The sequence below is a fragment of the Myxococcus sp. RHSTA-1-4 genome, assembly GCF_020037125.1.
Taxonomy (GTDB): domain Bacteria; phylum Myxococcota; class Myxococcia; order Myxococcales; family Myxococcaceae; genus Myxococcus.
The window spans coordinates 25591-52470 of sequence record NZ_JAIQDG010000030.1; the positions used below are offsets into that span (position 1 = coordinate 25591).

Annotated in this window: 22 protein-coding genes and 1 tRNA gene; 9 read left to right on the plus strand and 14 right to left on the minus strand. The window is 70.1% G+C overall.

What is annotated here, in order from left to right:
• Nucleotides 1-6: 6 nt before the first annotated feature.
• Both K8638_RS32930 and cysD read right to left on the minus strand, forming a co-directional pair.
• Nucleotides 7-1263 (minus strand): GTP-binding protein, encoded by a 1257-nt coding sequence (locus tag K8638_RS32930; RefSeq protein WP_223758646.1) that lies wholly within the window; start codon nt 1261-1263, stop codon nt 7-9.
• Nucleotides 1263-2168, minus strand: coding sequence for a sulfate adenylyltransferase subunit CysD (gene cysD / locus K8638_RS32935; protein ID WP_223758647.1), 906 nt, complete (start codon nt 2166-2168; stop codon nt 1263-1265). The genes K8638_RS32930 and cysD overlap by 1 nt, the downstream gene beginning before the upstream one ends.
• A 179-nt stretch (nt 2169-2347) precedes the next feature.
• Here cysD and K8638_RS32940 point away from each other — a divergent pair, with 179 nt between their 5' ends.
• A complete protein-coding gene (locus K8638_RS32940; RefSeq protein ID WP_223758648.1) occupies nt 2348-3160 on the plus strand; it encodes a GNAT family N-acetyltransferase in 813 nt (270 codons plus the stop codon).
• A gap of 115 nt (nt 3161-3275) precedes the next feature.
• Nucleotides 3276-3983: a thioesterase II family protein gene (locus K8638_RS32945; RefSeq protein WP_223758649.1), complete on the plus strand. Its 708-nt coding sequence runs from the start codon at nt 3276-3278 to the stop codon at nt 3981-3983.
• Nucleotides 3984-3998: 15 nt separating this feature from the next.
• Here K8638_RS32945 and K8638_RS32950 read toward each other — a convergent pair whose 3' ends face one another.
• Nucleotides 3999-4775, minus strand: a complete 777-nt coding sequence (locus K8638_RS32950; protein ID WP_223758650.1) for a 4'-phosphopantetheinyl transferase superfamily protein — start codon at nt 4773-4775, stop codon at nt 3999-4001.
• Between the two features lie 81 nt (nt 4776-4856).
• Here K8638_RS32950 and K8638_RS32955 point away from each other — a divergent pair, with 81 nt between their 5' ends.
• Nucleotides 4857-6071 (plus strand): phosphatase domain-containing protein, encoded by a 1215-nt coding sequence (locus tag K8638_RS32955; RefSeq protein ID WP_223758651.1) that lies wholly within the window; start codon nt 4857-4859, stop codon nt 6069-6071.
• Here K8638_RS32955 and K8638_RS32960 read toward each other — a convergent pair.
• Entirely contained in the window at nt 6040-8793 is a 2754-nt protein-coding gene (locus tag K8638_RS32960; protein WP_223758652.1) for a galactose oxidase-like domain-containing protein, read from the minus strand. The genes K8638_RS32955 and K8638_RS32960 overlap by 32 nt on opposite strands.
• 278 nt (nt 8794-9071) lie before the next feature.
• Here K8638_RS32960 and K8638_RS32965 point away from each other — a divergent pair, with 278 nt between their 5' ends.
• The 4 genes from K8638_RS32965 to K8638_RS32980 all read left to right on the plus strand — a co-directional run bounded on the left by K8638_RS32965 (nt 9072) and on the right by K8638_RS32980 (nt 13362).
• Entirely contained in the window at nt 9072-10322 is a 1251-nt protein-coding gene (locus tag K8638_RS32965) for a glycosyltransferase (protein ID WP_223758653.1), read from the plus strand.
• The gene (locus tag K8638_RS32970; protein WP_223758654.1) at nt 10319-11419 is read left to right on the plus strand and encodes a hypothetical protein; all 1101 of its coding nucleotides are present in this window, start codon (nt 10319-10321) and stop codon (nt 11417-11419) included. Before K8638_RS32965 ends, K8638_RS32970 begins: the two co-directional genes overlap by 4 nt.
• 36 nt (nt 11420-11455) lie before the next feature.
• Entirely contained in the window at nt 11456-12586 is a 1131-nt protein-coding gene (locus tag K8638_RS32975; protein ID WP_223758655.1) for a hypothetical protein, read from the plus strand.
• Nucleotides 12587-12789: 203 nt separating this feature from the next.
• Nucleotides 12790-13362 carry a hypothetical protein gene (locus K8638_RS32980; RefSeq protein ID WP_223758656.1) on the plus strand — a complete coding sequence of 191 codons (573 nt, stop codon included), beginning with the start codon at nt 12790-12792 and terminating at the stop codon, nt 13360-13362.
• Between the two features lie 69 nt (nt 13363-13431).
• Here the strand turns inward: K8638_RS32980 and K8638_RS32985 are convergent, their stop codons facing one another.
• Both K8638_RS32985 and K8638_RS32990 read right to left on the minus strand, forming a co-directional pair.
• Entirely contained in the window at nt 13432-15039 is a 1608-nt protein-coding gene (locus K8638_RS32985) for a Rieske 2Fe-2S domain-containing protein (RefSeq protein WP_223758657.1), read from the minus strand.
• Between the two features lie 249 nt (nt 15040-15288).
• The gene (locus tag K8638_RS32990; protein ID WP_223758658.1) at nt 15289-16377 is read right to left on the minus strand and encodes a carbohydrate-binding protein; all 1089 of its coding nucleotides are present in this window, start codon (nt 16375-16377) and stop codon (nt 15289-15291) included.
• A gap of 350 nt (nt 16378-16727) precedes the next feature.
• On the opposite strand from K8638_RS32990, the gene K8638_RS32995 reads away from it, so the two are divergent.
• Nucleotides 16728-17705, plus strand: coding sequence for a TerC family protein (locus K8638_RS32995; protein ID WP_223758659.1), 978 nt, complete (start codon nt 16728-16730; stop codon nt 17703-17705).
• 10 nt (nt 17706-17715) lie between these two features.
• On the opposite strand, the gene K8638_RS33000 is transcribed toward K8638_RS32995, so the two are convergent.
• The 7 genes from K8638_RS33000 to K8638_RS33030 form a co-directional block, all read right to left on the minus strand.
• Nucleotides 17716-18066, minus strand: coding sequence for a hypothetical protein (locus K8638_RS33000; protein WP_223758660.1), 351 nt, complete (start codon nt 18064-18066; stop codon nt 17716-17718).
• A 138-nt stretch (nt 18067-18204) separates the two neighbouring features.
• A tRNA-Val gene (locus tag K8638_RS33005) sits at nt 18205-18276 on the minus strand.
• A gap of 91 nt (nt 18277-18367) precedes the next feature.
• On the minus strand, nt 18368-18637 hold the full coding sequence (locus tag K8638_RS33010; RefSeq protein WP_223758661.1) for a hypothetical protein: 270 nt from the start codon (nt 18635-18637) through the stop codon (nt 18368-18370).
• Between the two features lie 17 nt (nt 18638-18654).
• Nucleotides 18655-19080, minus strand: a complete 426-nt coding sequence (locus tag K8638_RS33015) for a hypothetical protein (protein ID WP_223758662.1) — start codon at nt 19078-19080, stop codon at nt 18655-18657.
• Between the two features lie 12 nt (nt 19081-19092).
• On the minus strand, nt 19093-20709 hold the full coding sequence (locus tag K8638_RS33020; RefSeq protein WP_223758730.1) for an Hsp70 family protein: 1617 nt from the start codon (nt 20707-20709) through the stop codon (nt 19093-19095).
• A 90-nt stretch (nt 20710-20799) separates the two neighbouring features.
• Nucleotides 20800-22908 (minus strand): ATP-dependent helicase, encoded by a 2109-nt coding sequence (locus tag K8638_RS33025; RefSeq protein WP_223758663.1) that lies wholly within the window; start codon nt 22906-22908, stop codon nt 20800-20802.
• A gap of 44 nt (nt 22909-22952) precedes the next feature.
• Nucleotides 22953-24647, minus strand: a complete 1695-nt coding sequence (locus K8638_RS33030; protein ID WP_223758664.1) for a HEAT repeat domain-containing protein — start codon at nt 24645-24647, stop codon at nt 22953-22955.
• A gap of 135 nt (nt 24648-24782) precedes the next feature.
• Between K8638_RS33030 and K8638_RS33035 the strand changes: the two genes are divergently transcribed.
• Nucleotides 24783-25640, plus strand: coding sequence for a CHAP domain-containing protein (locus K8638_RS33035; protein ID WP_223758665.1), 858 nt, complete (start codon nt 24783-24785; stop codon nt 25638-25640).
• A gap of 41 nt (nt 25641-25681) precedes the next feature.
• Here the strand turns inward: K8638_RS33035 and K8638_RS33040 are convergent, their stop codons facing one another.
• Nucleotides 25682-26863 (minus strand): glycosyltransferase family 2 protein, encoded by a 1182-nt coding sequence (locus tag K8638_RS33040; RefSeq protein ID WP_223758666.1) that lies wholly within the window; start codon nt 26861-26863, stop codon nt 25682-25684.
• Nucleotides 26864-26880: the final 17 nt, after the last annotated feature.

Here is a 26880-nt window from a genome sequence, read left to right on the forward strand (position 1 = left end):
TCCACCTCAAACCGCGGAGCCGTTGATCATCCCGGCACCCACCGTGGCGTTCGTCGCCTCGTCGATGAGGATGAAGCTGCCGGTGTGGCGGTTGCGCCGGTACTCGTCGAAGAACAGGGGGACCGTGGTGCGCAACGTCACCCGGCCAATCTCGTTGAGCTTGAGCTGCGCGCTCTGCTCGTCCCGGTGGAGCGTGTTCACATCCAGCCGGTAGTGCAGCTGCTTGATCATCGCCCGCGCCGAGCGCGTGGTGTGCTTGATGGCCAGCCGCGCGCCGGGCTGCAGCGCGGTGGACTCCGACAGCCAGCACACCATGGCGTCCAGGTCCTGGCCCACCAGGGGCGGGTTGCCCGGCCGGCAGATCATGTCGCCGCGGCTGATGTCCAGCTCCTCGGCCAGCGACACGTTGACGGACATGGGCGGGAAGGCCTCCGTGAGGCGCTTGCCCGCCAGCTCCAGGTCCCGGATGCGGGTGGTGAAGCCGGAGGGCAGCACCATCACCTCGTCGTCCGGGCGCAGCACGCCGCCCAGCACCTGCCCCGCGTAGGCCCGGTAGTCATGGTACTTCGCGGACATGGGGCGGATGACGCTCTGGACCGGGAAGCGCACGTGGATGAGGTTCCGGTCGGACGCGATGTGCACGTTCTCCAGGTGGTGCAGGAGCGTGGGGCCCTCGTACCAGGGCATCTTGTCCGAGCGCGACACCACGTTGTCCCCGCCCAGCGCGGAGATGGGGATGAACGTGAGGTCCGCCACGTCCAGCTTCATGGAGAACTTGCGGAACTCCTCGCGGATGCCGTCGAACACGGCCTGGTCGAAGTTCACCAGGTCCATCTTGTTGATGCACAGCACCAGGTGCGGCACGCGCAGCAGCGACGCGATGAAGGCATGGCGGCGCGTCTGCTCCAGCACGCCCTTGCGCGCGTCCACCAGGATGAGCGCCAGGTCCGCCGTGGACGCGCCCGTCACCATGTTGCGCGTGTACTGCAGGTGCCCCGGCGTGTCCGCGATGATGAACTTGCGCTTCGCCGTGGCGAAGTAGCGGTACGCCACGTCGATGGTGATGCCCTGCTCGCGCTCGGCCTTCAGGCCGTCCAGCAGCAGCGCCAGGTTGACGTACTCGTCCCCCCGCGCCTTGCTGGTGCGCTCCACCGCCGCGAGCTGGTCCTCGAGGATGGACTTGGTGTCGTACAGCAGCCGGCCAATCAGGGTGCTCTTGCCGTCATCGACGGAGCCCGCGGTCGCGAAACGAAGCAGTTCCACTAGAAGTAACCCTCACGCTTGCGGTCTTCCATCGCCGTCTCGCTGAACTTGTCGTCCGCGCGGCTGGCGCCGCGCTCGGTGACACGCGACGCGCGAATCTCGGTGATGACCTGCTCCACGGTGGTGGCCGTGGACTCGACGCACGCGGTGCAGGTCATGTCGCCCACGGTGCGGAAGCGCACCTCGGCGGTGGTGACTTCCTCGCCGGGCAGCATCTGGAGGAAGGGCGACCAGGCCATCAGCATGCCGTCGCGGCGGAACACCTCGCGCCGGTGGCTGAAGTAGATGGACGGCAGCGCCACGCGCTCCTGGTCGATGTATTGCCAGATGTCCAGCTCGGTCCAGTTGGACAGGGGGAAGACGCGCAGGTGCTCGCCCCGGCGGTGGCGCGCGTTGTAGAGGCTCCACAACTCCGGGCGCTGGTTCTTCGGGTCCCACTGCCCGAACTCGTCGCGGAACGAGAAGACGCGCTCCTTGGCGCGGGCCTTCTCCTCGTCGCGCCGGGCGCCGCCGAAGACGGCGTTGAACTGGTGCTTCTCGATGGCCTCCAGCAGCGGCACCGTCTGCGCGCGGTTGCGCGAGGCGCGCGGGCCCTTCTCCTCCGCCACCCTGCCGGCGTCGATGGCCTCCTGCACCGAGGCGACGATGAGCCGCGCGCCCAGCTCCGCCACGCGCGCGTCCCGGTACTGGATGACCTCCGGGAAGTTGTGCCCGGTGTCCACGTGCATCAGCGGGAAGGGCAGCGGCGCGGGGGCGAAGGCCTTCACCGCCAGGTGCAGCATCACCGCCGAGTCCTTGCCGCCGGAGAACAGGAGCACCGGCCTGTCGAGCTCCGCCACCACTTCGCGGATGATGAAGATCGACTCGGCTTCCAGCGCCTCGAGATGTGACAGCTCGTAGCTCACGGAGCGGTACGCTAACACAGCTTCCCGGCAGCCCCGCCAGCCCTCCTCTCCCGTGACACCCGGCACATCCAGCGGGTGAGACATGTATCGCCACCCGCCAGGTTGCTCGAGCGCGAGCGGTGTGGACGGGGGCTCACGGCCAGTGCGGGTTTCGTTGCAGACTGCGCGCGAGGAGGCCCATGGACGCCAGGTCGTTGCCGCATCCGGAGCCGCGCCTGCTGGCGTGGCGAATCGAGCAGGCGCAGGCGGAGCAGGTGGACCAGACGCCCCTGCCCGGGCGCGCCGGGCACCCCTCGCTGCACGTGGCGGGTGGGCGCGCCATCTACACGGGGCCCCGGGCCCTCTTCTCCGTCGCGCTGGGGGTGGGACTGGGCGGCCCGGTGAGCGCGGAGGACGTGGACCGCATCGAGTCCCTGCTGAGCCAGGACGGAGGCGCCGTCCGCATCGAGCTGAACCCGTTCTGCGACCCCTCACTGTCCCAGGAGCTGGCGCGGCGGAGGTATGGCGTGGAGCACTTCCAGCTCGTCTGGTGGCGGCCCCCCGGGCCGGCGCCGGCGCCGCCGCCCGGCGTGACGGTGCGCCCCCTGCGAGCGGGCGAGGAGCGCACCTGGGCGGGGCTCTTCTTCCATGCCTACACGGGACGGCGCGCGGGGGCGGAGGTGGAGCTGACGGGCGGGCTGAACCTCACGCGGACGCCGTGCAACACCTGCTTCCTGGCGTGCGTGGACGGGGAGCCCCGGGGCGTGGGCGTGGTGTCCGCGACGGGGGGCGTGGCACTGCTGTCGGGTGACGGAGTCGCCCCTCCCTACCGGGGCCAGGGCCTCCAGCTCGCGCTCATCCACGCACGGGTGGCCTGGGCGGCCGAGCGCGGGTGCGATGTGGCCACCGCGGCGACCGAACCCTCCACGGCCTCCCAGCGGAGCTACGAGAAGGCGGGCTTCCGCTGCGCGTACCCGAAGCTCGTCATGGTGCGTCCCCCCCTGGGGACTTGACCCGTTTTCCGTGCCCGTGCGACAGAGCCTTACTGCCATGCGAAGCGCGAACACCCCGAGTCCGAATCCCCCTGATCGCTGGTTCCCCACGCGGAAGCCGCTGCCGGAGCCGCGCATGCGGCTGTTCTGCTTCCCCTTCGCTGGCGGCAGCGCGGCCATCTACAACACCTGGGCGGCCGGCGTGCCCGCCGGTGTCGAGCTGTGCGCCGTGCAGCTCCCCGGGCGCGAGCGGCGCCTGATGGAGAAGCCCATCGACAACCTCCCGGCGCTGGTGGACGCCCTGCTGCCGGTGCTCGCGCCGCTGCTGGACCGGCCCTTCGCCTTCTTCGGCTACAGCATGGGCTCGCGCATCTCCCTGGAGGTGACGCGCCGCCTGCACGTGCGCAACGGGCCCATGCCGCGCGGCCTCATGGTGGCCGCCGCCGGGCCGCCGCGAGGCAACGAGCGCGAGCCCATCCACCACCTGCCCGAGGCGGACTTCATCGCCCACCTCCGCAAGTACGACGGCACCCCGGAGGAGATCCTCCAGCACCGCGAGCTGCTGGAGCTGGTGCTGCCCACGCTGCGCGCGGACTTCGCGCTCGCGTGGTGGGAGAACGGCAACCACGCGGTGAAGCTCGGCATTCCCATCTCCGCCATGGGCGCGGTGGGTGACGCGCACGTCCCCGTGGCGAAGCTGGAGAACTGGCGAGAGGAGACCTCGAGCCCCGACTTCCGCGTCCGCCACTTCGAGGGGGGCCACTTCTTCATCCGCCAGCATCCGGAGCCGCTGCTCGCCGCCGTGCGCGAGGACCTGACGCGCTGGATGTCCGGCTCGCCCTGAAGCGCCCCGCCCCGCTCACGCCGCCTTGTACTGGGGCGGCGTGTCCGAGGACAAGGGCACCGTGAACTGCCAGCGCACCGTGAGCGGCTGGCCGCGCGCGCGCTTCACCGCCACCGCCGCCTGGTGCCGCGTGGAGGGCCGGAGCTGCACGAACTGCCAGGCCTCCGGCTCGTCCCGCATCCGCGGGTCGAAGGTGATGCGCGGCGCCTGCTCCGGCTCCAGGTGGAAGGCGAACTGGTCCAACGGCAGGGACAGCCCCGCCCCGCGCGCCTTGATGTAGGACTCCTTCAACGTCCAGTACTCGAAGAAGCGCCCGCGCTGGCGCTCCGGGGGGAGCGCCCGCAGCGCGGCGATTTCCGGGGCCGCGAAGTAGTGGTCGGCGATCTCCACCGTCTCCCCTGCCCGCTCCGCGTCCTCCACGTCCGCGCCCAGCTCCGCCCCCGTCCCCACCGCCACCAGCGCCATGCCGTCCGTGTGGGACAGGTTGAAGCGCAGCCGCGTGCCCCACTCGCCCTGCACCTCCGGCCGCCCGTACGCGTTGGTCGCGAAGGTCCACGCGGCCGGCGCCACCGGCGCGTAGCGCGACAGCGTCAGCCGCACCAGCGCGTGACTCACCAGGTACTGCCGCTGGTGCCGCTCGAAGCGGAAGCGGCGCTGCTTCTCGCGCTCCCTCGCGTCCAGCAGCCCCCAGTAGGCGTCCAGGAGCTGCCGGTCGTCGATGCGCTCCGGCTCGACGATCCACACGTGGACCTCGTCCGGGCGCAGCTCCAGGCGATTGGAAACAGTCGACATGGCCCACCTCTACCATGTCAGGACTCCCTCCGCGTAGGCTCGGCCACGGGCCCGGCACATGCCGGGCCGGGGGGAGGAACCATGGACCTGACTGCCGCGACGAAGATGCTGGAGACGCTGCGCACCCTCATGGCCGGCCACACGGACGCCGCCGAGGAGCGCCACGTCCTGGAGCTGCTCACCGGGGCCAGTGCCGCGGAGCTCAACTTCCTGCTGGCCAACGTGGACCTGGAAGCGCTGCTGAGCGACGTGGACGACCGCGTCATCGGGCCGGACCACCACACCGCCCTGCTGGACCTGCTGTGCGTGCGCCGCGCCGCCGAGCTGTCCCTCCCCGTGCGGGCCAGCCTCGTGACGGCCCTCCAGACGGGCACCACCCACGCCCAGGCCGAGCGCCGCATCCGCGACCTGTTCCTCGGGCTCAAGGGCCGCGAGCTCACGGCCTTCAAGAACCTGCTCGACGCGGGCAACAACCACCAGGACCTGGAGAAGCTCCTCTTCGACGACGTGGACGACCCGGCCCTCCGGGAGGAAATCCTCGCCCACATCCGCCGCGAGGCCGAGGCCACGCCCAGCGGGGAGAACAAGGTCCTCAGCGACATCGACGACACCTTCTATTGCAACCTCAAGGACAAGCGGTATCCGTCCAGGACGGTGTACCCGGGCGTGCTCGCCTTCTACGCGGAGCTGGACCGGGGGCCCGGCCTCATCCCCGGGCGCGACGGCGACCTCACCTTCGTCACCGCGCGGCCCATGGACCCCATGGGCCTGGTGGAGAACATGACGCTGGAGACGCTGCGCAAGCACGGCGTCCCACCGCCCGCCGTGCTGTCCGGCAGCCTCTTCCACCTCATCGGCAACTCGCGCATCGCGGACAAGAAGTTCGACAACTTCCAGCGCTACCTCCGCGCCTTCCCCGAGTACGGCTTCGTCTTCGTGGGCGACAGCGGCCAGGGTGACGTGGAGTTCGGCGACCGGATGCTCGCGGCGGCCCCCCAGTCCGTCCACGCCGTGTTCATCCACGACGTGGTGGACACGCCGGAGGCCACCCGCCAGACGTGGCGCGCGAAGCGCATCTACTTCTTCGACACCTACGTCGGCGCGGCGGTGGAGGCCTTCCAGGTGGGCGTCATCTCCCGCGACGGCGTGGCGCGGGTGGCCCGCGCCGCCGAGGAGTCCATGGCCGGCATCGCGTTCGACTCCCCCGGCCAGCGCGAGGCCCGCCTGTTCGAGCTGGCGAGGGATTTGAAGCGCGCGGCGGCCCTCACCGCTTCGCCGGTGCCGGCGGGACGCTGAGCCCCAGCTCCAGCGACAGGTCGAAGCTCAGGTCGGGCGACGTTCCCCCGATCTGCTTCACCATCACCGCGACGGTGTTCTCGCCCGGAACGAACAGCCCGGGCGGGAGGTCCACGCTCTCGGTAGCGTTCTCCGCGCCGGCGTTGGCATACCGCGCGTGCGCGAGGTTGGTGGGGTGGACGTTGCGCGCCAGCGCCTGCGTGCCGTTGACGAAGACCACGATGCCGTCGTCGTACCGCACGCCCAGGGTGGCGCTCGTCACCGTGCCGGACACGGTGATCTTCTTGCGGAAGTAGACGCTCGTCTGGGACGGCGTGGTGCGGGGCATCACGGTGGTCTCGTCCCCATCCCCATAACCCAGCTCTCCCGCGCCCGCGGGCCACGCGCTGTCGTCGAACGCCGCCGTGTTCCACTCCGGGCCCGGGTCCAGGCCGCTGGCCTCGTAGCTCCACGTGGAGCGCCATGGAATGGGTTGCACCCGCTGCTCGGCGGTGATGGTGAAGGCGCTGTTGCTCGTGTCCTCCGGCGCGCCGCCGTCCGCGCGGGACACGCGCACCAGCCCCTGCGTCGTGGACACCGCCGGCACCTGCCAGGTGTAGGCCCCCGTGTTCTCCACCCCGCTGGCGATGGGCGTCCAGGTGGCCCCCAGGTCGGTCGTGTAGGCCAGGTCCACCGTGGGCACGCTGCCGGTAGTGCTCCAGCGAAGCACCGCGGAGCTTCCGGACAGCAGCACCTCGCCTCCATTCGGAGACAGCACCGTCAGCGTATCCGGGGGCGGTCCCCCGTCCGTCATCTCGACGTCGAGGCTCAGCGCGAACGTCAGGTCGTCGGACGTGTCGCTCACCTGCTTCACCACGACGGCGATGACGTTCTCCCCCACCACGAAGGGGTTGCCCGACAGCGGCACGTCGGCCCGCTCGTATTCATTGCTCACGGAGGCGGTGGCGTACTTGCCGAACTCCACCCCGTCGTCCACGTTCCGTCCGAAAACACGCACGCCGTTGATCCACACCGCCATGCCGTCGTCGAAGAGCGCCTCGAGCTGCGCGCGGGCGACGGGCCTGTCCAGGGTGACGCGCTTGCGGAAGAACACCGAGGACTGAGCCGGCGTCGTGCGCGTCAGCAGCGTGCCCTCGTCACCGTCGCCATAACCGAGCTGCCCCGGGCCCGAGCGCCACCCGTCGTCGTCGTAGCTGGGAAGGTACCAGTCCGGGCCGAGGTCCACGCCCCGGTCGTCGTACTTCCACGTGTCGGCGAAGGCGATGACGCGCCTCAGCTTCGGTGTCACCGTGGCCACCGTCACCACCTGGCCCACCGACGGCACCCCATTGCCGTCCACCAGGAAGAGCATGTAGGGGCCCGGGGGCGCGTCCACGTTCGTGGCCGGCGCGTTGATGGTCAGCGTGTCCGGCGAGGCCGTGTAGCTCAGGGTGAGGAAGCGCTGCCCCTGGTCCATGGAGTGGGTCACCGCGCTGAGGCCGATCAACGTCACCTTCTGGATGGAGGCCGCCTGCGGCGAGGACACGGTGAAGGGCTTCCCCGGCTCCACCACCCCCGGGACGCCGGAGACGGTGGGGCGCGCGCCCTTGAAGAGGTAGGGCGGCGAGAACACCTCCGCCGTGCGGACGCCCCGGCCTCCAGCGTGCAGCACCCGCCCGTCCGGCAGCAGCACCGAGGTGGCGTGGTAGCCGTGGAAGTCCCTGGCGGAGGCCAGCCGCGTCCACTTCTCCGTGACGGGGTTGAACAGCTCCGCGTACTTCACCGCGCCCGCGGCGGTGTTGAAGCCGCTGGCGCTGGAGCCGCCCGTGACGAGCACCGTGCCGTCCGGCAGCATCGTCGCGTTGTTCTGCCGCCTCGGCAGCGACATGGAGGCGGTGTAGCGCCACGAGGGTTTGGCCAGGTTCAGGTCGATGATCTCCGACGTGGCCGTCGGCGGGTCGCCCCCGCCAATCATCATCACCTTCCCGTCGAAGTACACCGCCCCACCGTAGGTGCGGCCGCCGAAGGCGCTGCGGCCATGCTCGAACCAGGTCCCCGTGCCGTACCAGTCCAGGTACATGGAGGTCCGCCGGGGGCTCGACATGAAGAGCTTGCCGTTGGGCGCCACGAACATGCGCGGGTAGTACGGCAAATCCCTCACCGCGGTGGTCAGGTTCCGCAGGGTGTTCGCGGGGCCGCTGTCGTAGCTGCCTGTCTGGTACACCTGCACCAGCTCGTTGATCACCCCCGAGCCTATCGTCTCCCCCGACAGGATGGCCACGTCGCCATTGGGCAGGGTGGTGTTCGTGGGATACCACCGATTGTCATTCATGTCCGGGGCTCGGCTCCACGCGTTCGTCGCGAAGTCGTAGATGCTGATGTGCGGAAGGCCCACGTGCGAGGCCACGTGCCCCCCCGTCACCAGCAACCGCCCGTCCGCCAGGAATGAGTGGCCCGCGCAGAAGATGTTGTAGTCGGGCACCGGCGCCGTCTCGACGGCGCCGGTGACGGGATCCCACACCAGCGGCGGCTCCGAGCCCTCCTCGAACTCCCCGAAGACGAACACCTTGCCATTCGGAAGGAGGTTGGCGTGCGTGGCGGACAGCGGCCACGTCCCCAGGTGCGTCCACTGCCCGACGTCCGACGGCACCTGTGCGCTTGCCGGGCCCGCCAGCACCACCACGCACGCCGCGAGGAGCACCGCGCCCCACCGCGGTGCCCCGAATCCTGCCCCTGATGACATGTCTCCCCCCCTCTGTCGACGCCGCCCCGAACTCCGGGGGCTGAACCTGAGGGGCCCTTTTCCCCCTGTCACCCGGGCCGCCAGTCGCAAGCAATACCGTCAGGTGAACGTGTCACGGCTGGGTGAAGTGCCCGCTCTTCACCACTCGGCCTGTACAGACGGGCAGTTGGCGGAGTCGAACGAGCCGCCAACCTTCCGAACGCTCATATCGGGGGCGGCGGAAGCGGGAGCGCGTCCGTGGAGAAGGGGCACATCGGCGTGACGGGGAGCGGGAACTGATGGAGCTCTTTCCCATTCATCTGCTGTTCATCGTGGTGCTGATGAACCGCTACATCCTCGGGCCCTTCCTCAGGCGCATGCGAGGCAGGCAGTTCGACCGGGTGGACGACACGTACCTTCCCCGGGTGGCCATCGTCATTCCCCTCTTCAACGAGGGGAAGGGCATCTTCCACGCCGTCCGCAGCCTGCTGGAGCAGGACTACCCCAGCCACCTGCTGCAGATCGTGGTGGTGGACGACTGCTCCAAGGACGACAGCTACTCCTGGGCGCTGAAGGCGGCGGAAGGCCACCCCAACGTCCTGGTGATGCGCAACCCGGAGAACATGGGCAAGCGCAAGGGCATCAACCGCGGGGTGAAGGCCGCCGAGGACGCGGAGATCATCGTGTCGGTGGACTCGGACGTCATCGTGGACACGTCCGCCGTCCGCCAGCTGGTGCGCCGCTTCACCCACCCGCGCATCGCCGCGGTGGGCGGCCGCACCTACGTGACGAACCGTCATCAGAACTGGATGACGCGGATGATCGAGATCAAGTTCCACTTCGCCCAGGAGTGGCTGAAGGACCTGGAGCGCAGCTTCCGGCAGGTGATGTGCCTGTCGGGCTGCCTCACCGCGTACCGCCGCCACGTGCTGCTGGAGCTGGAGCCCATCCTGGAGGCGCGCGCCATCGCCGGCGTGCCCATCAAGTACGGCGAGGACCGGTTCCTCACGCGGCAGATCGTCAAGCACGACTACGAGACGGTCTACACGCTGGACGCCTTCTGCTTCACCGCCGCGCCCGCGACGCTGGCCGGCTACTTCTCCCAGCAGCTCCGGTGGAGGCGCTCCAACCTGGTGGACCTGCTGGGCGGACTGTCTCATGCCTGGCGGCTGCACCCGGTGGTGACTGTTCACTACGTGTCCCAGCTCGCGCTGTTGCTCTCGTATCCCGTGGTCATCGTCCACAACGTGCTCAACGGTGAGTTCTGGGACATCCTTGCCTTCCACTTCCTGGTCATCGGCATGCTGGGAATGATCTACCGGTTCGAGACGCGGCACCTGCCGGAGGACCGGCGGGTCCACGGCGCCAGCTTCCTGCCCATGGCGCTGCTGATGCCGGTGACCTACGCCCTCTTCACGCCGCTCGCACTGCTGACCCTGGACTCGGGGAGCTGGGAGACGCGGGGCAGCCCCAGCGCGGCCACGGCCGAGTCGCCCGCGGGCAACGGCGGCCTACCTCCCACCCACGCTGGTGAGGGCTCTCATCCATGAATCAACGTGTCGCCAATCGGATCAACGCCATCGTCGTATCGGCCTACAAGTTCATGGGCTCGGTGTTGCTGGCGCTGATCCTCCTCGGGCTCATCTCCTTCCTCACCGTGCAGGGCTTCTTCATGGTGAGCCGGAGCTGGGTGACGCCCACGGTGGTCTCGCCCACGGACACGGAGATCCTCACCCTCAACACCCAGGTGGCGGCGCAGACGTCCGCCCGGGACCACGTGCTCGCGGAGCGCCGCACGGTGGAGGACCGCATCGCGGATGCCGAGCGCATCATCACCGCCGAGCGCGCCTTCCAGCATCGCTTCCAGGTGGCGCTGCGCGGCGAGAAGTCCTCGCGGGACAAGGTGGCCCGGCGGCTGACGCAGCTCCGGCGCGAGTACGGCCTGGCCCGGGACGAAATCGTCCAGTCCAACCGCGCCTTCTCCGGCCTGACGCGCGTGCGCACGGACGCGCTGTACGGGGCGCGCCTGCTGGAGCAGGAGGAGAAGCTCACCATCAACCACCACCTGGCGCAGCTCGCGCAGAGCAACCTCTCCCTGGCGCAGACCTCCGTGGACCTGGAGACGCGGCTGGAGTCGCTCCAGCGGGAGATCTCCGGCCTGGTGGCGGTGCAGAACGGGCTGGGCAAGGGCACCACCCCGGACGGCATGACGACGGACGTGCTGCTGCTGGAGCGCGAGCACACGCAGTCCGTGCTGGAGGTGGCCCGCGCGCAGGCCACCCTCAAGAGCCTGAAGCAGGACCTGAAGGCCCTGGACGAGGTGGCGCAGCGGTACGACACGCTGATTGCCTCGCTGCGCGCGTCGCCGTACCTGCGGGCCATCGAGAAGGACCTGACGGTGGCCTTCGTCCCCTACGAGAACCTGAAGCACGCCGAGCACGGCACCCCGCTGTACGCCTGCGCGGCCAAGCTGTTCTGGTGCCGCGAGGTGGGCGTGGTGGGCGAGGCCCTGGAGGGCGAGGTCGTCATCAAGCACCCCATCCGCCAGTACATGCTCCGCGGCGTAATGGTGGAGATCCAACTCACGGATGCGCCCGCGGCGCGAGAGGACCTGCTTCACCTGAGCAGGCCACCGATGCTGCTGTAAGACACACGCTCCTGGAGGTGGAGACAGTCTATGCGGATGATCCTCACTTGCGGCGCGCTGCTGTCCCTGACGGCGCCGGCCGCCCTGGCGCAGCAGGCACCTCCGTCGGGAACGGCCTCTCCGCCCCAGGTGGAGGACCGGTCCGGGGGCTACTGCGACTTCGTGCGCGGCGTGGCCGACGCGGAGGCGGCACTGGAGCTGGCCCCGGAACTGTTCGGCAGCTTCGGCGTGGTGAACACGGGTGAGGCGGAAGGAGGCGCCGGCGCCGTCCCGCTGGGCGAGCCGAAGCTGCGGCTGACGGCCGGCGTCGACTACGACTTCGTGGGCCTGTACCGGGGAATGACGCTCCGCAAGCGCGCGGAGGCCGAGTGCCGCCGCCAGCGCGCCATCGCCACCCTCGAGGCCGCCGTGAATCGGGGGAATGGGCTGGGCGAGGAGGCCGCGCTGGAGGCCCGCGCCCGCGTCCTCCAGGACGCCCTGCCCGGCGCCGAGGAGCGGGTCTCCGCCCTGCGCAATGACCTGCGCGAGGGGAAGACCACCCTGGAGGAGCTCAACGCGGTGCAGGTGCGGCTGGACAACCTGCGCGCCCTGGCCACGAGCACCGCGCTCGCCCGGCAGCGGCTGGTGTCCCGGCCCCGCTTCCCGGAAGGCCAGCGGCTCGACGCCCTGATGGAGGAGCTGCGCGCCGCGGACGACTCGGTGGAGTCGTACACGGGAGGACTGCGGAGCGCGCGGGCCTGGAGCCTGAGCGTGCGCGGCGGGTATGACGAGCTGATAGACGTGGAGCAGGAGACGCCCCTCTTCGGGCAGGTCACGCTCAGCTACAACCTGGGCAACCTGTGGCAGTCCTCCGCCAACACCCGGGCGCGCGAGGGCCGCCGCCGCGCGCTGCTCGAGGACGTGGAGGGCGTCCCCCAGCGCATCAACGAGCTGGTGGCCCAGCTTCGGGCCCTCCACCAGACCGAACAGGGCCGCCTGCGCGAGGTCTCCACCCTGGTGACGGACCTGGAGGGGCAGCTTCGCGAGGTGGAGGCCTTGCAGACGAGGGAGATCCGCCGCTTCCGCGACTACCTGGTGCTGGAGCTGGCCCGCCTGCGCGCGGAGCAGGCCTACCTGCGCGCCCACGTGGAGTCACTCAACACGTTCCTGGGAGCCGGGACGCCGTGAGGCCACGAGGGGCCGCGCGGCACGTGCTCGCCGCCAGTGCCGCCGTGGCCGGCCTGCTCGGACTCGGAGGCCTGGTATTGGGGGACTCATGCGCGGGCGCGCGGCCGGAGCGGTCCGCCCGCCGGGCCTCCGAGCGGACGCGGCCCGAGGAGCCGCGGGGTGCGCCCGAGGCACGGCGCGGAAAGGGCGGCGGGTCCGGGGCCATGTCCATGAAGGAGGTGACGCTGTCCCGGCTGGACGTCACGCAGGGGGAGCTGCGTCCCGGCCCGGACGGGCGGCTCACCGTCGAGGCGCCCCGCATGCGCGCGGTGGTCCCCGGTACGAAGGCTTCCGCGGCGGAGCTGCGCTTCACGTTGCTGGGGCCCACGCGGCGGCAGGTCGCGCTCGCCTCGGGGGCACAGCGCCAGCAGGTGGGCCTCAAGCTGCGCGCGCTCGACGGCTGCAACCTGGTCTACGTGATGTGGAGGCTCGCGCCGAAGCCGGGCATCGTCGTCAGCTACAAGCGCAACCCGGGGCAGCACCTCAGCGGCGAGTGCGGCAACGGGGGCTACACCACGGTGCGCCCCGCCCGCCAGGTGCGCGTGGCCGTGCCGGCACCCGGCACCTCGCACACGCTGCGCGCCGTGCTCGACGGCGGCACGCTGCGCGTCTGGGCGGACGGCGAGCTCGCGTGGGAGGGCGACCTGCCCGAAGAGGCGCTCGCGCTCGACGGGCCCGTGGGCCTGCGCTCGGACAACGTGCGACTGGCGCTCCGGTTCTACGGCCCGCTGCCCTGAGCGGACGACGGACACCGCTGCCCGCTCCAGGAGCCGGCCCTGCTCCACCGGCTCCCGGTCGATTCCGCGCTACGCGCGCGGATGGAGTCCGCCGGGCGTGGGCGTGGCGGTCTTCTCCTGGCGCTCCTGCACCGGCTCCGCGCAGACCGTGGAGTTGTTCATCCGGCAGCGGCCGCCGTCCGCCAGGTCGAACTGCCAGCGGTGGCGCGGACACACCAGGAAGCGGCCCTCCTCCACCCACCCCTCGGACAGGTCCGCGCCCTGATGGGGGCAGAAGCGCTGGATGGAGAACTTCTTCCCCCCCGCCTCCACCACCGTGCGCTCGCGATGCGCCTCCGTGGCGCGGATGCCGTCGCAGAACTCGCGCATGTCGGCAATCTCCACGCCCAGGAAGCCGTGCAGCACCGGCTCGTACACGTCCGGGTTGCGGCTGAGCCGCAGGCGGAAGGACAGCAGGAAGTCCTCCCAGTTCAGCTTCCGGTCCAGCACGCGCACGATGTCCGCCGCGCTCGCCTTCATCGTGTAGCGCACCGCCTCGCGGATCTCCGGCACCACGTCCACCCGCCGGCCCTTGAAGTCCACGCGCAGCAGCCGGTCCGGCAGCTCCGTCAGCTGCACGTACAGCGGCATGCCCACCCGGTCGTGCAGGTCCAGCAGGTCCAGCTTGCGCTGGAGCTCCACCCGCAGCCGCTCGTGGATTTCATCCACCTCCGCGCGCAGCAGGTTGCGCCGCCGCTCGCGGAAGACGTGCTCCTGCATGGCCGCGTACGTGTGCAGGTACTGCTCCAGGTTCTCAGGCGTCACGCGCTCCGGCGCCATCGCGGCGTACTCCAGCGAGCGCACGTCCAGCACGTCCCCGGGCATGGGCTCCAGGTAGCGCGTTGCCGCCTCCGGCAGCCGCTGCTTCAGGAACGTGAAGAGCTGCGTCGCGTTGGGGAAGATGTTCACCTTCTCGAAGTTGAGGTGGAACAGCGCCGGGTCCAGGAAGCACGCCGGGCCCGCCGCGGCGATGTAGGCCCGCGGCTGCACCACCTCGAGCGCGCGCGCCACCACCTCGAACTTGCTGTCCCGCTTCTTCATCGAGATGGAGGCGTACGTCTCCGCCGCGTACTCGTAGCAGGTGGGGTGCCAGATGGCCCCGGAGAACTGCGCGGAGAACACGTCGATGGGCCCCTCCTCCGCGACGATGCGCGCCAGGCGGTCATGGAGCTTGCAGTCGTTGAGGTTGAGGAAGCACTGGTTGTCCCCGCGCACCAGCACCGCGGAGTCCCGGTTGGTGCCCTGCTCGGACACGAACAGCTTGATGTAGCCGCCCTGGATGGGGACCTCGCGCCCGTCCTCGCAGGCGATGACCCGCGTGCAGCCGTACTTCGCGAAGACGTCCTGCAGCTCGGAGCGGTGGAAGCGCGGCACCAGCACCGTGAAGTCACGCTGCTGGACGGTGGCGAGGAACTCCGGGTCGAAGTGGTCCTTGTGCTCGTGGCTGATGTAGAGGAACCGCTCCTTGCCCGGAGTCGCCAGCTTCTCGCGCACCAGCGGAGCCAGGTGGTGGTTGCGAGGAAGCTGCATCCACGCCGAATCGAACGCGCCCCGCGGGGAGAGCCACGGGTCCATCACCACGATGGCCCCCGAGGTCTCCACCACGAAGCCGGCGTGGCCCAGGAAAGTAATCTGCATGGAAGTCTTCCCTTCGGACATGAGGACAGACGGATGCCGGCGGCTTGGCGCGTCGGCGCTCGAAGGCTGGGAACCGCCAGTCCCCCCGGCCACCTGCCCTCCGGTACGATGCGAGCGTCCATCCGGCGACGCCCCCTCCGTCCGCCTGGAAACACGAAGGGCGCGAAGGGCCTCTGCCCTCCGCGCCCTCGTTGACTTCCGCACGGTGGGTTCCCCATGTGACGGGGGCACCACCGACTCAGTCACGCGCTACGGCTGGATTTCGCGAACGGACAGCCACTTGAAGTCCACGTCGCTGGCGTTGTCCCAGCGGAACGTGGCGATGGGGCCACCCCAGGTAATGGGCATGGCACCCACGGCGCCGCCGCAGTGCTGGGCGTCGCCGCCCCAGGCACCCGCGTCCACCATGTCGTCGACCTTCTTCCAGGTGACCTTGTCGGCGTTCTCGTTGACGTACAGCTCCAGCCGCACGGCCTCCTTGCCGGCGTTGGTGGTGTTGCGCATCACCGCCTTGAAGCCCACCCAGCGGCCCTTGAGCGCGGTGGTGGCGGGCTTGTAGGGCCCCTGCTCGTAGGAGACGTGCCACGTCTCCTTCTGCCAGCGGGCGCGGCCGTCGTAGTGGAGGGCGCCCTTGTAGCTGCTGCCCTCGCAGCCCGAGTTGTCGTCGTTGTGCTTGCCGCCGCGCGCGTACCAGTCGAAGTTGTCCGACGTGTCGGTGGCACCGTTGAGCTTCACGAAGCCCGTGATCTCCACGTTCTTCCAGTCGTTCGGCGCCTGCATGTAGCCGCGGCTGGCCAGCACGTCCCGGTCGTACGTCGGAATCTGCGAGGCGCTGTAGCCCGTGGACGTGAAGACGGACATGCGGACCTTGGTGCTCTTGATCTTCCAGGAGCCGTCCGCGTTGCGGGTGATGGTGTTCTGCGGGTCGAACCGCCGGTCCGACGTCGCGTTGTCCGCGAGGAACCACTCCTCACCGCCCGCCACGCTCGGGTACAGCATCGTCACGCCGAACTTGTCCGTGCCCTGCTGGGTCGGAGTCGTGGGCGGAGGCGTGGGCTCGGGCTCGGGAGTCGGCGCGGGGCTGGGGTCCGGCGTGGGCTGCGGCTCCGGAACCGGCTCGGGCGTGGGCGTGGGCTCCGGTGCCGGAGCGGGGGTGGGCGCCGGCTGCGCCACGGGAGGCTCGGACGGAGCTGGAGCGGGCGCGGGAGCCTGCGGCTGCTCTGCGGGCGGCTCGACGGCCCCTGGCGTATCGGTCCCTTCGTTACCAGCGTTGCTGCAACCCGCGCTCAGGAAGAGCATGGCGCCAACGGTCGAGGCGAGAAGTCGGTTCCGCATCAATGTCGCTGTCCTTCTTCGGAGGGCCCGAGAGTGTCCGGAGCCGCGACGCCAATCGCCGGCGGCCTCCTGGACGCGCCCCCCGCTCCACGGGCCGGAATGCCTCGCGGGAGGGGACGCCTGGCTGGTCTCGTGGCCCCGTGACTGTTCAGTCCAACCGGGCCGGAAACCAACTCACCATTTTGTTAATTAGTTCCCAAGCCGTGGCTGGGCATCAGGGCCCCTGTTCGCCCGCTCCCACCGTGGACGGAGGGGCATCCCCTGGGACGGCCGGACACATCGGTTTTCTCGATGAAGCGCGCCTGGAATCTCTATTTGTCGAAGAGACGGGCGCTTCTTAACTCTCAGTCCCCATGGAGACCTTCGAGAGTGTAGGCAGTCCGGCCCTCTGGGGCGGGTTCATTGCCTTTGTCATCGCGATGCTGGCGCTGGACCTGGGCGTCTTCCACCGGAAGGCCCACGTCGTGAAGTTCAAGGAGGCGCTCGGCTGGAGCGCGGTGTGGATCAGCCTGGCGCTCCTCTTCAACGTGGGCGTGTGGTGGAAGTTCGGGCCCGAGCCGGGGATGCAGTTCCTCACCGGCTACCTCATCGAGAAGTCGCTCTCCGTCGACAACATCTTCGTCTTCGTCGTCATCTTCTCCGCGCTGCGCATCCCCGCGCTCTACCAGCACCGGGTCCTCTTCTGGGGCATCCTCAGCGCGCTGGTGCTGCGCGCGGTGATGATCTTCGCGGGCGTGGCGATGCTGGAGCGCTTCCACTGGCTCATCTACGTCTTCGGCGGCTTCCTCATCCTCACCGGCGTGAAGCTCTTCCTGCAGCGCAACAAGGAGGAGCACCCGGAGGACGGCTGGATGATGCGGTTCGCCCGGCGCACCATCCCCTCCACCAACACCTTCGACGGGCATCACTTCTTCACGAAGGAGGCGGGCCGCTGGCTGGCCACGCCGCTGTTCATGGCGCTGCTGCTGGTGGAGGCGTCGGACGTCATCTTCGCGCTCGACTCCATCCCCGCCATCTTCGCCGTCACGAGAGACCCGTTCATCGTCTTCACGTCGAACATCTTCGCCATCCTCGGCCTGCGCTCGATGTTCTTCCTGCTGGCCGGCGCGGTGGAGAAGTTCAGCTACCTCAAGGTGGGCCTGGCCGGGGTGCTCGTCTTCGTCGGCGCGAAGATGGCCGTCGTGGACTTCGTGAAGATTCCTCCCGCGCTGTCGCTGGCCGTCATCGCCACGATGCTCGGGGCCAGCATCGTGGCCTCGCTCATCAAGAACCGGAACGCCCCGGCCACGACGCCGGCCCAGCGGGAGCTGGCCGAGGCGCCCAAGGCCTGAGCCCCGGCCCTCAGGAGGAGGCGGAGGCGTGCGACAGCCGGACGAAGTCCAGCCAGGCGCGCACCGCCTCCTCGAAGTCCTCCAGGGGCAGGTGCTGCGTGCGCCCCGGAATCGCGTCCTCGGTGCGGAGCGTGGCCCGCGCCGGGGTCAGCTCCAGGCTCCAGCACTCCCCCGGTACCTCCCAGACGCCCGTCCGGCCGGCGCGGAGCTCGCGGACGAGCTCCAGCAACCGCTCCGCCGCGCCCGAGCCTGGCCGGAGCTCCTCGGAGAGGTAGTCCGCCAGCACGTCGTTCGGCCGCGGGGCCCGCACCACCACGCGACCGCGCGGCTCCCAGATGAATCGGAGGTTCCTCGTCGACACGCACCGAGGGTGGCACGCCCGCGCCCCCCGTAGTACCGGCGGCGGGGGCAGGTCCGGGGGTAGTGAACACTCGGGGGCCGGAAAAAGAAGAGGCCGTGAGTCTTGGAGTTTCCTCCCGGACTCACGGCCTCTTCGAAGTGGGCGCAGCAGGGTTTGAACCTGCGACCCCTGCCGTGTGAAGGCAGTGCTCTACCGCTGAGCTATACGCCCTTGCTGTCTGTCTCGCCGCTGCGTGCTGCGCGTCAGCGGCGAACGCGGGTGTAGATGCCATTCGCCCGCGCAGGTGTCAACGCAATTTCGACTACAGCGCGTCGAGCTTCTCTTCCAACTCGCGCAGGCGGCGCTTGAGTCCCGAGAGCTGCTTGCCCAGGGCCTTGAACTCGCCGCGGGGGGCGAAGTTGAGCGCCTTCATCAGCTCCTCCTGCCCCCGGTCGAGCGCCTGCTTGCCGCGCTGCACCTTCCCAATGGCGCTGGCGATGGCCATGGCGCGCTTCTCGTCGGCCATGAGCTTCTCCATGGCCTTGCCGGACACGTCCAGCGCCTGCTTCTTCAAGTCGTCCCGGATGCCCATGTGTCCCCTCCCGGCGCTCACGGCTCGTCGATGTACTGCGTCTGCAGCTTCGCGAAGACGCGGTCGGCGATGCCCTTGTATTTCATCCGCTCGATGAGCGGCTGCAGGTCACCCTTCATGGAGATGCGGCGCTTGAGCACCGCCTCCACCGGGTCCAGCGTCCCCTTCAGGAGCTGCTTCCACACGCTGTAGGGCGCGCGCGCCAGGTAGACGGGCTCCAGCTCGTCCAGGTCGTCCGGATCCGGCAGCACGCGGGCCTTCTCGATGCGGCAGTCCCCGGGGACGACGTGCACCACGAAGGACTTCGCCAGCTTGCCCGGCTCGGCCTCCACCACCGCTCCGAAGTCGCCCTTCCAGCCCTTGCCGGCCACGGCGCACTCGGGGTCCTCATTGGTGAGCCGGACGGCCTCGTCCAGCCACTCCTTCGACGGAAATCTAGGCATCTCGCCTCCTCCCTAACCCCTCCGGAAGATGCTCCCGATACGGGACAGCAGCCCTCCGTTGTCGCTCCCGCTGCCGGCGCTGGGGCCCTGCGGCGAGTTGCGCGCGGCGGCCTCCTGGAGGGCCCGCTTGAGCTGCTCCGGTGTGTCGCGCGTGGCGAGGTCCACCTTGCGCATGCCGCTGGCCTCCTCCACCGTCACCTGGAGCAGGCACTCCTCGGTGAGGCGGAAGTCGATCTTCCGGCCCGCGACGGCCGAGGGCACGCGCACGGTGCCCAGGTACTCGTTGTCCACCAGCAGGTCGCTGTCGCCCTGGTAGATGTCCAGCTCGATGAAGGGCGAGCCCGGCTCCTTCGGCGGAGGCAGGCGGAAGCTCTTCACCAGGGGGATGAGCGAGTTCTTCTCGATGATGCGCTTCACGCGCCCGTTGGGCAGCGCGTAGCCGATGGGCATGGACAGCGCGTCCAGCAGCGTCACCGCGTCGATGCTGCCCAGCGAATCGCCCAGCAGCGCCGCGCCCAGGGCCACGCACTCGTCCGGGTGGACGCCCTTGCGCGGCGGCTTGCCGAAGTGCGCTTGGATCTTCTGCTGCACCAGCGGCATGCGGCTCTGGCCGCCCACCAGGATGATCTCGTCGATCTCCGAGCGGGCGATGCCCTTCTCCTCCAGCACCCGGTCGCAGATGTCGAAGGTGCGGTCCACCAGGTCGCCGGTGAGGCTGTTGAGGAACTCGCGCGTCAGGGGGATGCGCAGGTCCAGCGGCTTGCCCTTGCGCTCGTCGATGAAGGGCAGGTCGATGACGACGTTGGGGATGAGCGTCAGGTCGATCTTCGCCGCCTCGGCCGCGTTCTTGATGCGCTGGAGGGCGATGGGGTTCTCCGTGAGGTCGACCTTGTTCTCCTCGCGGAAGCGCTCCAGCACGTACTCCATGATGCGGTTGTCGAAGTCCGTGCCGCCCAGGAAGGTGTCGCCGCCGGTGGCCAGCACCTCGAAGACGTTGCCGGCCAGGTGCAGCACGGACACGTCGAAGGTGCCACCGCCCAGGTCGTAGACGAGGACCTTCTGGTCCAGGCCCCGGTTGAAGCCGTAGGCGAGCGCCGCCGCGGTGGGCTCGTTGACGATGCGCTTGACGTCGAAGCCGGCCAGTTTCCCGGCTTCCTTCACCGCGTTGCGCTGGTTGTCGTTGTAGTAGGCCGGGACGGAGATGACCGCCGCGTCGATGGGGCCGCCGAGGAACTGCTCGGCGATGGTCTTCACCTGCGCCAGCACGAAGCTGGACACCTGGGGCAGCGTGTACAGCTTGCCGCCCAGCATCACCGCCGCGTCCCCGTTGGGGCCCTCGACGATGTCGTAGGGGAAGTAGCTCTTGAGGTCCTCGACGGCCTTGGAGTTGTACTTCCGTCCGATCAACCGTTTCGTCCCCCAGAGGGTGTTCCGGGGGTTGGTGACCATCTGATCCTTGGCCACCCCGCCCACCATCAGATCTCCACGGGATGACAGGGCGACCACGGACGGCAGGGTGAGGTTGCCGCGGTCCGTGGGAACGATCTTCGGGATGCGGTTGCGCACGGAGGCCACCAGCGTGTTGGTGGTGCCCAGGTCAATCCCGACGATGCGAGGTCTGTCCGCCATGAAGTTGAGGGGGCGAAGCCAGTTGGAGGCGCGCCTGCACCTACTGTCTATCACGTCGCGCCCTCGCGTGCGCGTTTCTGGGCGTCCGCCTCAGTCCTCTGCGTCCGTCCCCGACACCAGGGGCCCGCTCGCCCCCTGGGGTGGGGCGTCCCGGGCCGACGGTCCTCCGGCCTCCCCTGGCGCCGCCTCCACGGTGGCCAGGACGAGCCGATCATAGGGGGCGCCCTCCCCCGCCGGCAGCTCCTCGATGAAACGGGACACCCTCAGGAGGATGCGGTCCCCCTCCCGGGGCTGCACGGTCAGGGGGTACACCAGCGCCAGCTCGTCCCGGGCCCGCGTCAGGGCCACATAGAACAGCCGGCGCTCCTCCTCTTCCTCTTCCGCCGACCGGGCGGCCAGCGACAGGGGGAAGCGGCCATCCGCCAGCCAGAGGACGAAGACGGCCCGCCATTCCAGCCCCTTGGCCTGATGCACGGTGGACAGCGTCAGGTACTCGTCCGGCGCGTCGGCGCCCAGGGCCTCCTCCGCGGCGAACTCCGACACCAGGGCGATTTCCGTCAGGAAGCGCGGCAGGTCCTCGAAGCGGCTGGCGAAGAGTGCCAGCTGCCGGATGTCATCCTCCCGCTGCTCCTCCTCCGTGAACTCCGCCTTCAGGTACTCCGCGTAGCCGCCGGCCAGCACGTCCTCTATCAACACTCCCGGTGTGAGTACCGCCCCCGGCCGGGTCAGCCGCGCCATCAGGTCCGCGAAGCGCTGGAAGCCCTTCTGCGCCTTGCGGGGCAGGTGCCCGCGGACGTCGTCATGGGCCAGCGCCTCCGCCCAGGCAGTCCCCTCCGGTAGCGTGCGCAGCGACGTCCACAGGTGCTCCGTCGTCGCCGGGCCGACTCCCGGCACCCGCCGCACCACCCTCTTGAAGGCCAGCTCGTCCCCGGCGTTGTTCACCAGCTTGAGGTAGGCGAGCACGTCCTTGATGTGGGACTGCTCGAAGAAGCGCACCCCGGAGCGCACCCGGAAGGGAATGCCGCGGCGGGCCAGCTCCAGTTGCAGCTCCAAGGAGTGGCTGTGGGCGCGGTAGAGGACGGCCATGGCCTCCAGGGACAGCCCCTCGTCGCGCAGCTCCAGGATGCGCTGCGCCACGAAGGTGGCCTGCTCGTCCGCGTCCCGGGTGGGGACCACCACGGGCATGACTCCGGAGGGACGCGCGGCGGTGAGCTCCTTGGGGAACTGCCGCTCGTTGCGGGAAATGGAGGCGTTGGCCAGCCGGAGGATCTCCGGCGTGGAGCGGTAGTTGCGCGTGAGGGTGTAGACGGCGCAGCCGGGATAGCGCTCGGGGAAGCCGATGATGTTGGTGAAGTCCGCGCCGCGGAAGCTGTAGATGGACTGGCAGTCGTCGCCCACCACCGTCAGGTCCTTGCGCGCTCCTGCGAGCAGGTCCACCAGGTCTCCCTGGAGCCGGTTGGTGTCCTGGTACTCGTCCACCAGGACGCAGTGGAAGCGCTCGGTGAGCTGCGCGCGGATGTCGTCGTGCTGGGTCAGCAGCCGCTTGAGGTGGAGCAGCAGGTCGTCGAAGTCCATCAGGTGCATCTGCGCCTTGCGCTGCTGGTAGCGCGCGGCGGTGGCGAGCACCTCGGGGGCCAGGGGGAGGAACTGGGGGCGGCGGTCCACCAGCACCTGGGACACGGGCTGCTGGAGGTTGGTGGCCATGGACACCAGGTCCAGCACCAGCTCCGGGCGGGGGAAGCGCTTGTCGCTCTTGAGCTTGCGCTCGGCGATGCACGTCACCATCAAGTCCCGTGCGTCCTCGCGGTCCAGCACGGTGAAGCTCGTGGAGAAGCCCAGCGCGCCCGCGTGCTGGCGCAGCAGCACGTGCGCGGCATGGTGGAAGGTGCCGCCGAGGATGCGCCGCACGTCCGCGAAGGAGCCGGCCAGCTCCTCCACCCGCCGCGTCATCTCCCGCGCGGCCTTGTTGGTGAAGGTGAGCAGGAGGATGCCCTCGGGAGGCACGCCCCGCTCCAGCAGGCGCGCCACGCGGAAGGTGAGCGTGCGCGTCTTGCCGGAGCCCGCGCCGGCGATGACGAGCACCGGCCCCTCCCCCGCCTCCACCGCCTGGAGCTGCTCCTCGTTGAGGAGGGCGGCGTAGTCGATGCGCGGCGAGGGCTTCGCCGGAGCGACCTTGAGCGTGTAGGTGCGCGTGGCCATGGGGCGGGGAACTCTAACCGCACCGCCCTTCACGGACACGTGGATCAGGGCGCCGGCTTCAGGGCCGTCAGCCGGGCCGCCGCGGCCTCCCGGACCTGGGGGGATGGATCCCGCTCCCTCGCCAGCTCGAGCAGCATCCGCCCCACCTGCTGGGGCAGCTTCGGGCCCACCGACTCCAGCGCCGCCGTGCGCTCCTTCACCGCGCTGTCCAGGCGCTCTCGCACGGACTGATCCGCGCAGGTGCGCACGCCGGGCGACTGCTGGCGCAGGAGCAATTCCGCGTCCGCCAGCCGGGCCTCGGCCAGTCGCTTCGCCTCCGCCGCCCTGCGCTCGAACTCGGCCAGGTCCTCGGGGAACTCGGTGGTGGCCGCGCGGGCGCGGGCAATGGCCTCCGAGGCGAAGCGCGCGTTGACGGCCGCCGCGCAGAGCAGCCGCGCCGACGCCAGAGGCACCTGTCCCTCGGGTGTCACGGCCTCCTCGCGCGCCACGTCCAGGGCCCACAGCGCGAGTTGCCGCGCCGCCACCGCCGCGGAGAAGTGCTGGCGCCGCTCCTCGCGGATCCGCACCCAGCGGCGCAGCACCACGGGGTCCGTCGCGCCGCCCTCGACGGAGCGCTGGTACTCGGTGGACGCGAGGGCGAGCTGGCCGGACAGGTCCAGCAGCACCGCCACCGTGAGGTACATCTCCGCGCTGCTCGCGCGCTCGCGCAGCGCGTCCAGGCGCGAGGCCACCTCGTACTCCGCCACCGGGCGAGGCAACGCGGACAACACCGTGCGCAGGGACTCCAACGCGTTCTGGCGGATCAGCGGGTTGCGCGCGGTGCGCAGCGCGTCCAGCAGGGGATCAATGGTGCGCACGGAGACGTGCTGTCCCAGCTCCTCCGCCGCCTGCCAGCGGTCCAGCGGATCCGCCGTCACCAGCGCGCGCTTCAGGTCCTCCAGGTCGCGCAGGTAGTGCCCCACGTGCGCGGCGCGGGCCAGCGGCTCCGGGCGGGCCAACGCGGCGCGCTCGGCGCGGGCCCGGGCCAGCCGCTCGGGGAAGCGGGTCAGCTTCGGGCCCAGCGGATGCGCCTTCACCCGCGCCTCGGCCTCGTCCACGAGTCCGGAGACGAGCAGCCCCTCCACCTCCAGTTCCAGCAGCAGGACGCGCGCCTCCTCCCGGTGCGCGCCGGCGGGGAAGTCCTTGAGGTAGGCGAAGAGCCTGGACGCGCCCGCCGCCTTCGCCTGCGCGAAGGCCTGGCCGTCCAGGCGCGACTCCACCTCCAGGCGGCGCGGGTCGTCCGGCGACTCCCGCAGGTACTCCGCCAGCCGCCGCGGGTCCTCCGTGGTGGCCAGCTCGTGGGCCTCCGCCTGGGCCAGCAGGCGCTTCGCCTCGTCGCGCTGCGCGCCGTCCGGGTGCTCCTGGAGGAACTGGCGCCAGGCGGCCACCGTGCCCGCCTCCTTCGCCGTGTTGAAGCGCAGTCCCTCGAGCAGCGTCTTCGCGGTGCGCGCCTGCGCCGCCTCCGGGTACGCCTCCAGGAAGCGCTTGTAGGCAATCACCGTGTGCAGCCGCTTCGCCTCCTCGAACTCCAGCTCCTCCAGTCGCGCCTGGGCGGCGTCCGCGTCCGCGTGCTGGGGGTTCTCTCGCAGGAAGTCGCGGTACGCCTCCACGGTGTCCGCCCGCGCGGCGCGCTCATAGGGCGACGGGATGCAGCCGGTGGCCAGCAACAGGACGGCGAGGGCTCGACGGAGGGAGGCCATTCCCCCCAGCAATACCGCACCCGTGCCCCCCCGGAAACCCGAGCCGGAACGGCCGGTTGCCTGGGTGGTTTTTTTGACCACACACGGACTCCGGCCGAGCATGGCTGCCTCAGGACGCTACAGGGAGGTCGCTCCATGAGGTCGGGTGTGCTGATCGGAATCCTCGCGATGCTGGCGACGGGCTGCGCCACCACGGGCGCGCCCCTGGAGCCCTGGCTGGACTCCTACACCCTCCGCTACCGGTCCGCCTCGCCGCCCGCCTTCCCCCGAGAGTCGCTCGCCAGCCCGGTGGCGCCGGAGAAGAAGCCGGAGCCCACGGCCCGCGCGGCGGTGGCGAAGAAGGCAGCGCCCCGCCCCGCGAAGAGCGGCGCCGTGAAGCCCACCGTGACTCCCGCGCGCGCCACCGTGGCCTCGCGCCCCACCGCCGGAGCCCGCGAGACGGTGCTCACCACGGCGCGCTCGCTCGTCGGCAAGCCGCAGGTGGTCCTCGACGGGCGGAAGTACCCCGCCGACTGCACCGGGCTCATCGAGGGCGTCTATGCCCAGGCCGGCGTCACCTTCCGGGGCACGCTCAAGCCCGGCGACAACGGAGTCACGGCGATGTACCGCCACGCCCGGGCGCGCGGCCGCGTGTACACGGAGGGCCGGCCCATCCCCGGGGACCTCGTGTTCTTCCGCGAGACGTACGACCAGAATCGGGACGGCCGCCGCAATGACGGGCTCACCCACGTGGGCATCGTGGACGCGGTCGGCGCGGATGGCACCGTCACCGTCATCCACCGCGTGCGCCGTGGCGTCGTCCGCTACCGGATGAACCTCGCCCGCCCCCACCTGCCGAGAGACCCGAAGACGGGCCAGGTGCTCAACGACCTGCTGCGCAACCCCGGCCCCAATCGTGAGCCGGTGCTCACCGGACAGCTCTTCGCCGCCTTCGGCAGCGTACTGCCCGTGGAGCCGGCAAGGACGAAGCCGGTGCCGGTGGCCCTGCGGTAGGCCACCCCACCCGCTCCGCAATCCCCGCTGGAGGAACGCCATCAGGCGCGCGCGGTGCGGTCCCACGCGGCGCGCTGCGTGTTGCGCAGGAAGCGCCAGAAGCCCACGACGATGGCCAGGTTCATGGTGACGAAGTAGTAGGCCACCGAGGCCACCCGCTTCGCCGAGCCCCGCTTCAGGGCCTCCACCTTCCCCAGGTACGCCAGCGCATAGAAGAGCGCCTGCCCGAAGAGGGTGAGGCGGTAGAACACGCTGTCGAGCAGGAACACGTTGGCCACCAGCGCCAGCCCCATCAGCGCGGGCGCGCACCAGCGCAGAAGCTTGTGCGACCAGAAGGCGAACGCGGGGAACCCCGCCGTCGGCAGCAGCAGCCCCGGCACCATGCGCAGGCTCTGGAAGTTGCCCGCGGCGATGCGCGCCCGGCGGCCGAACTCCTTGTCGTAGTCCTCCGTCGTCTCCTCGTGCGCGACGGCCGCCTCCTCGTAGACGACCTTGTAGCCCTTCTCCAGGATGCGCAGCGGAATCACGAAGTCGTCCACGATGGTGGACGGCGGCAGCGCCGTGAACAGGGTGCGCCGGATGGCATACAGGCCGCCGTTGGCCCCCACCACCGCGCCCCGCCGCCCCTCGTACATCTTGATGAGGGACTCGTAGTTCCAGTAGTCGCGCTCCTCGTAGTCCTGCTTCGTCGGGTTGTAGAGCCGGAGCTTCCCGCAGACGGCGCCCACCTCCGGGTCCTCGAAGTGGCGGACCAGCCGCTCGATGGCCTCCGGTTCAATCATCGTGTTGGCGTCCGAGAGGACCACGATGTCGCCCCTGGCCATGGGGATGCAGCGGTTGAGGACCGTCGTCTTGCCCGCGCGCGGCGCCGGGGACAGCCTCACCCGCGTGTCCGGGCACTCGCGGACGAGGTCATCCGTGCCGTCCGTGGAGCCGTCCGAGCCGATCAACACCTCGAACTTCTCCGCCGGGTACCGCAGGGCCAGGCTGTTCTCCAGCTTCTGCCGGATGCAGGACGCTTCGTTGTAGGCGGCCACCACCAGGCTCACCGAGGGCGTGGGCCCGCCCCCGCGAGCCGTCTGCCTGCCCCCTCCTCCACCCCGCATCGCCCGGACGTTCTGGGCCACCTGCGCCGCGCCATCCAGCACGAACAGGCTCAACGGGTAGAGAAAGTACGTGTGCGCGAGCAGCAGTGCGGCACACCAGAACAAGACCTCCGCCATCGACCGTGCCTCCCGTC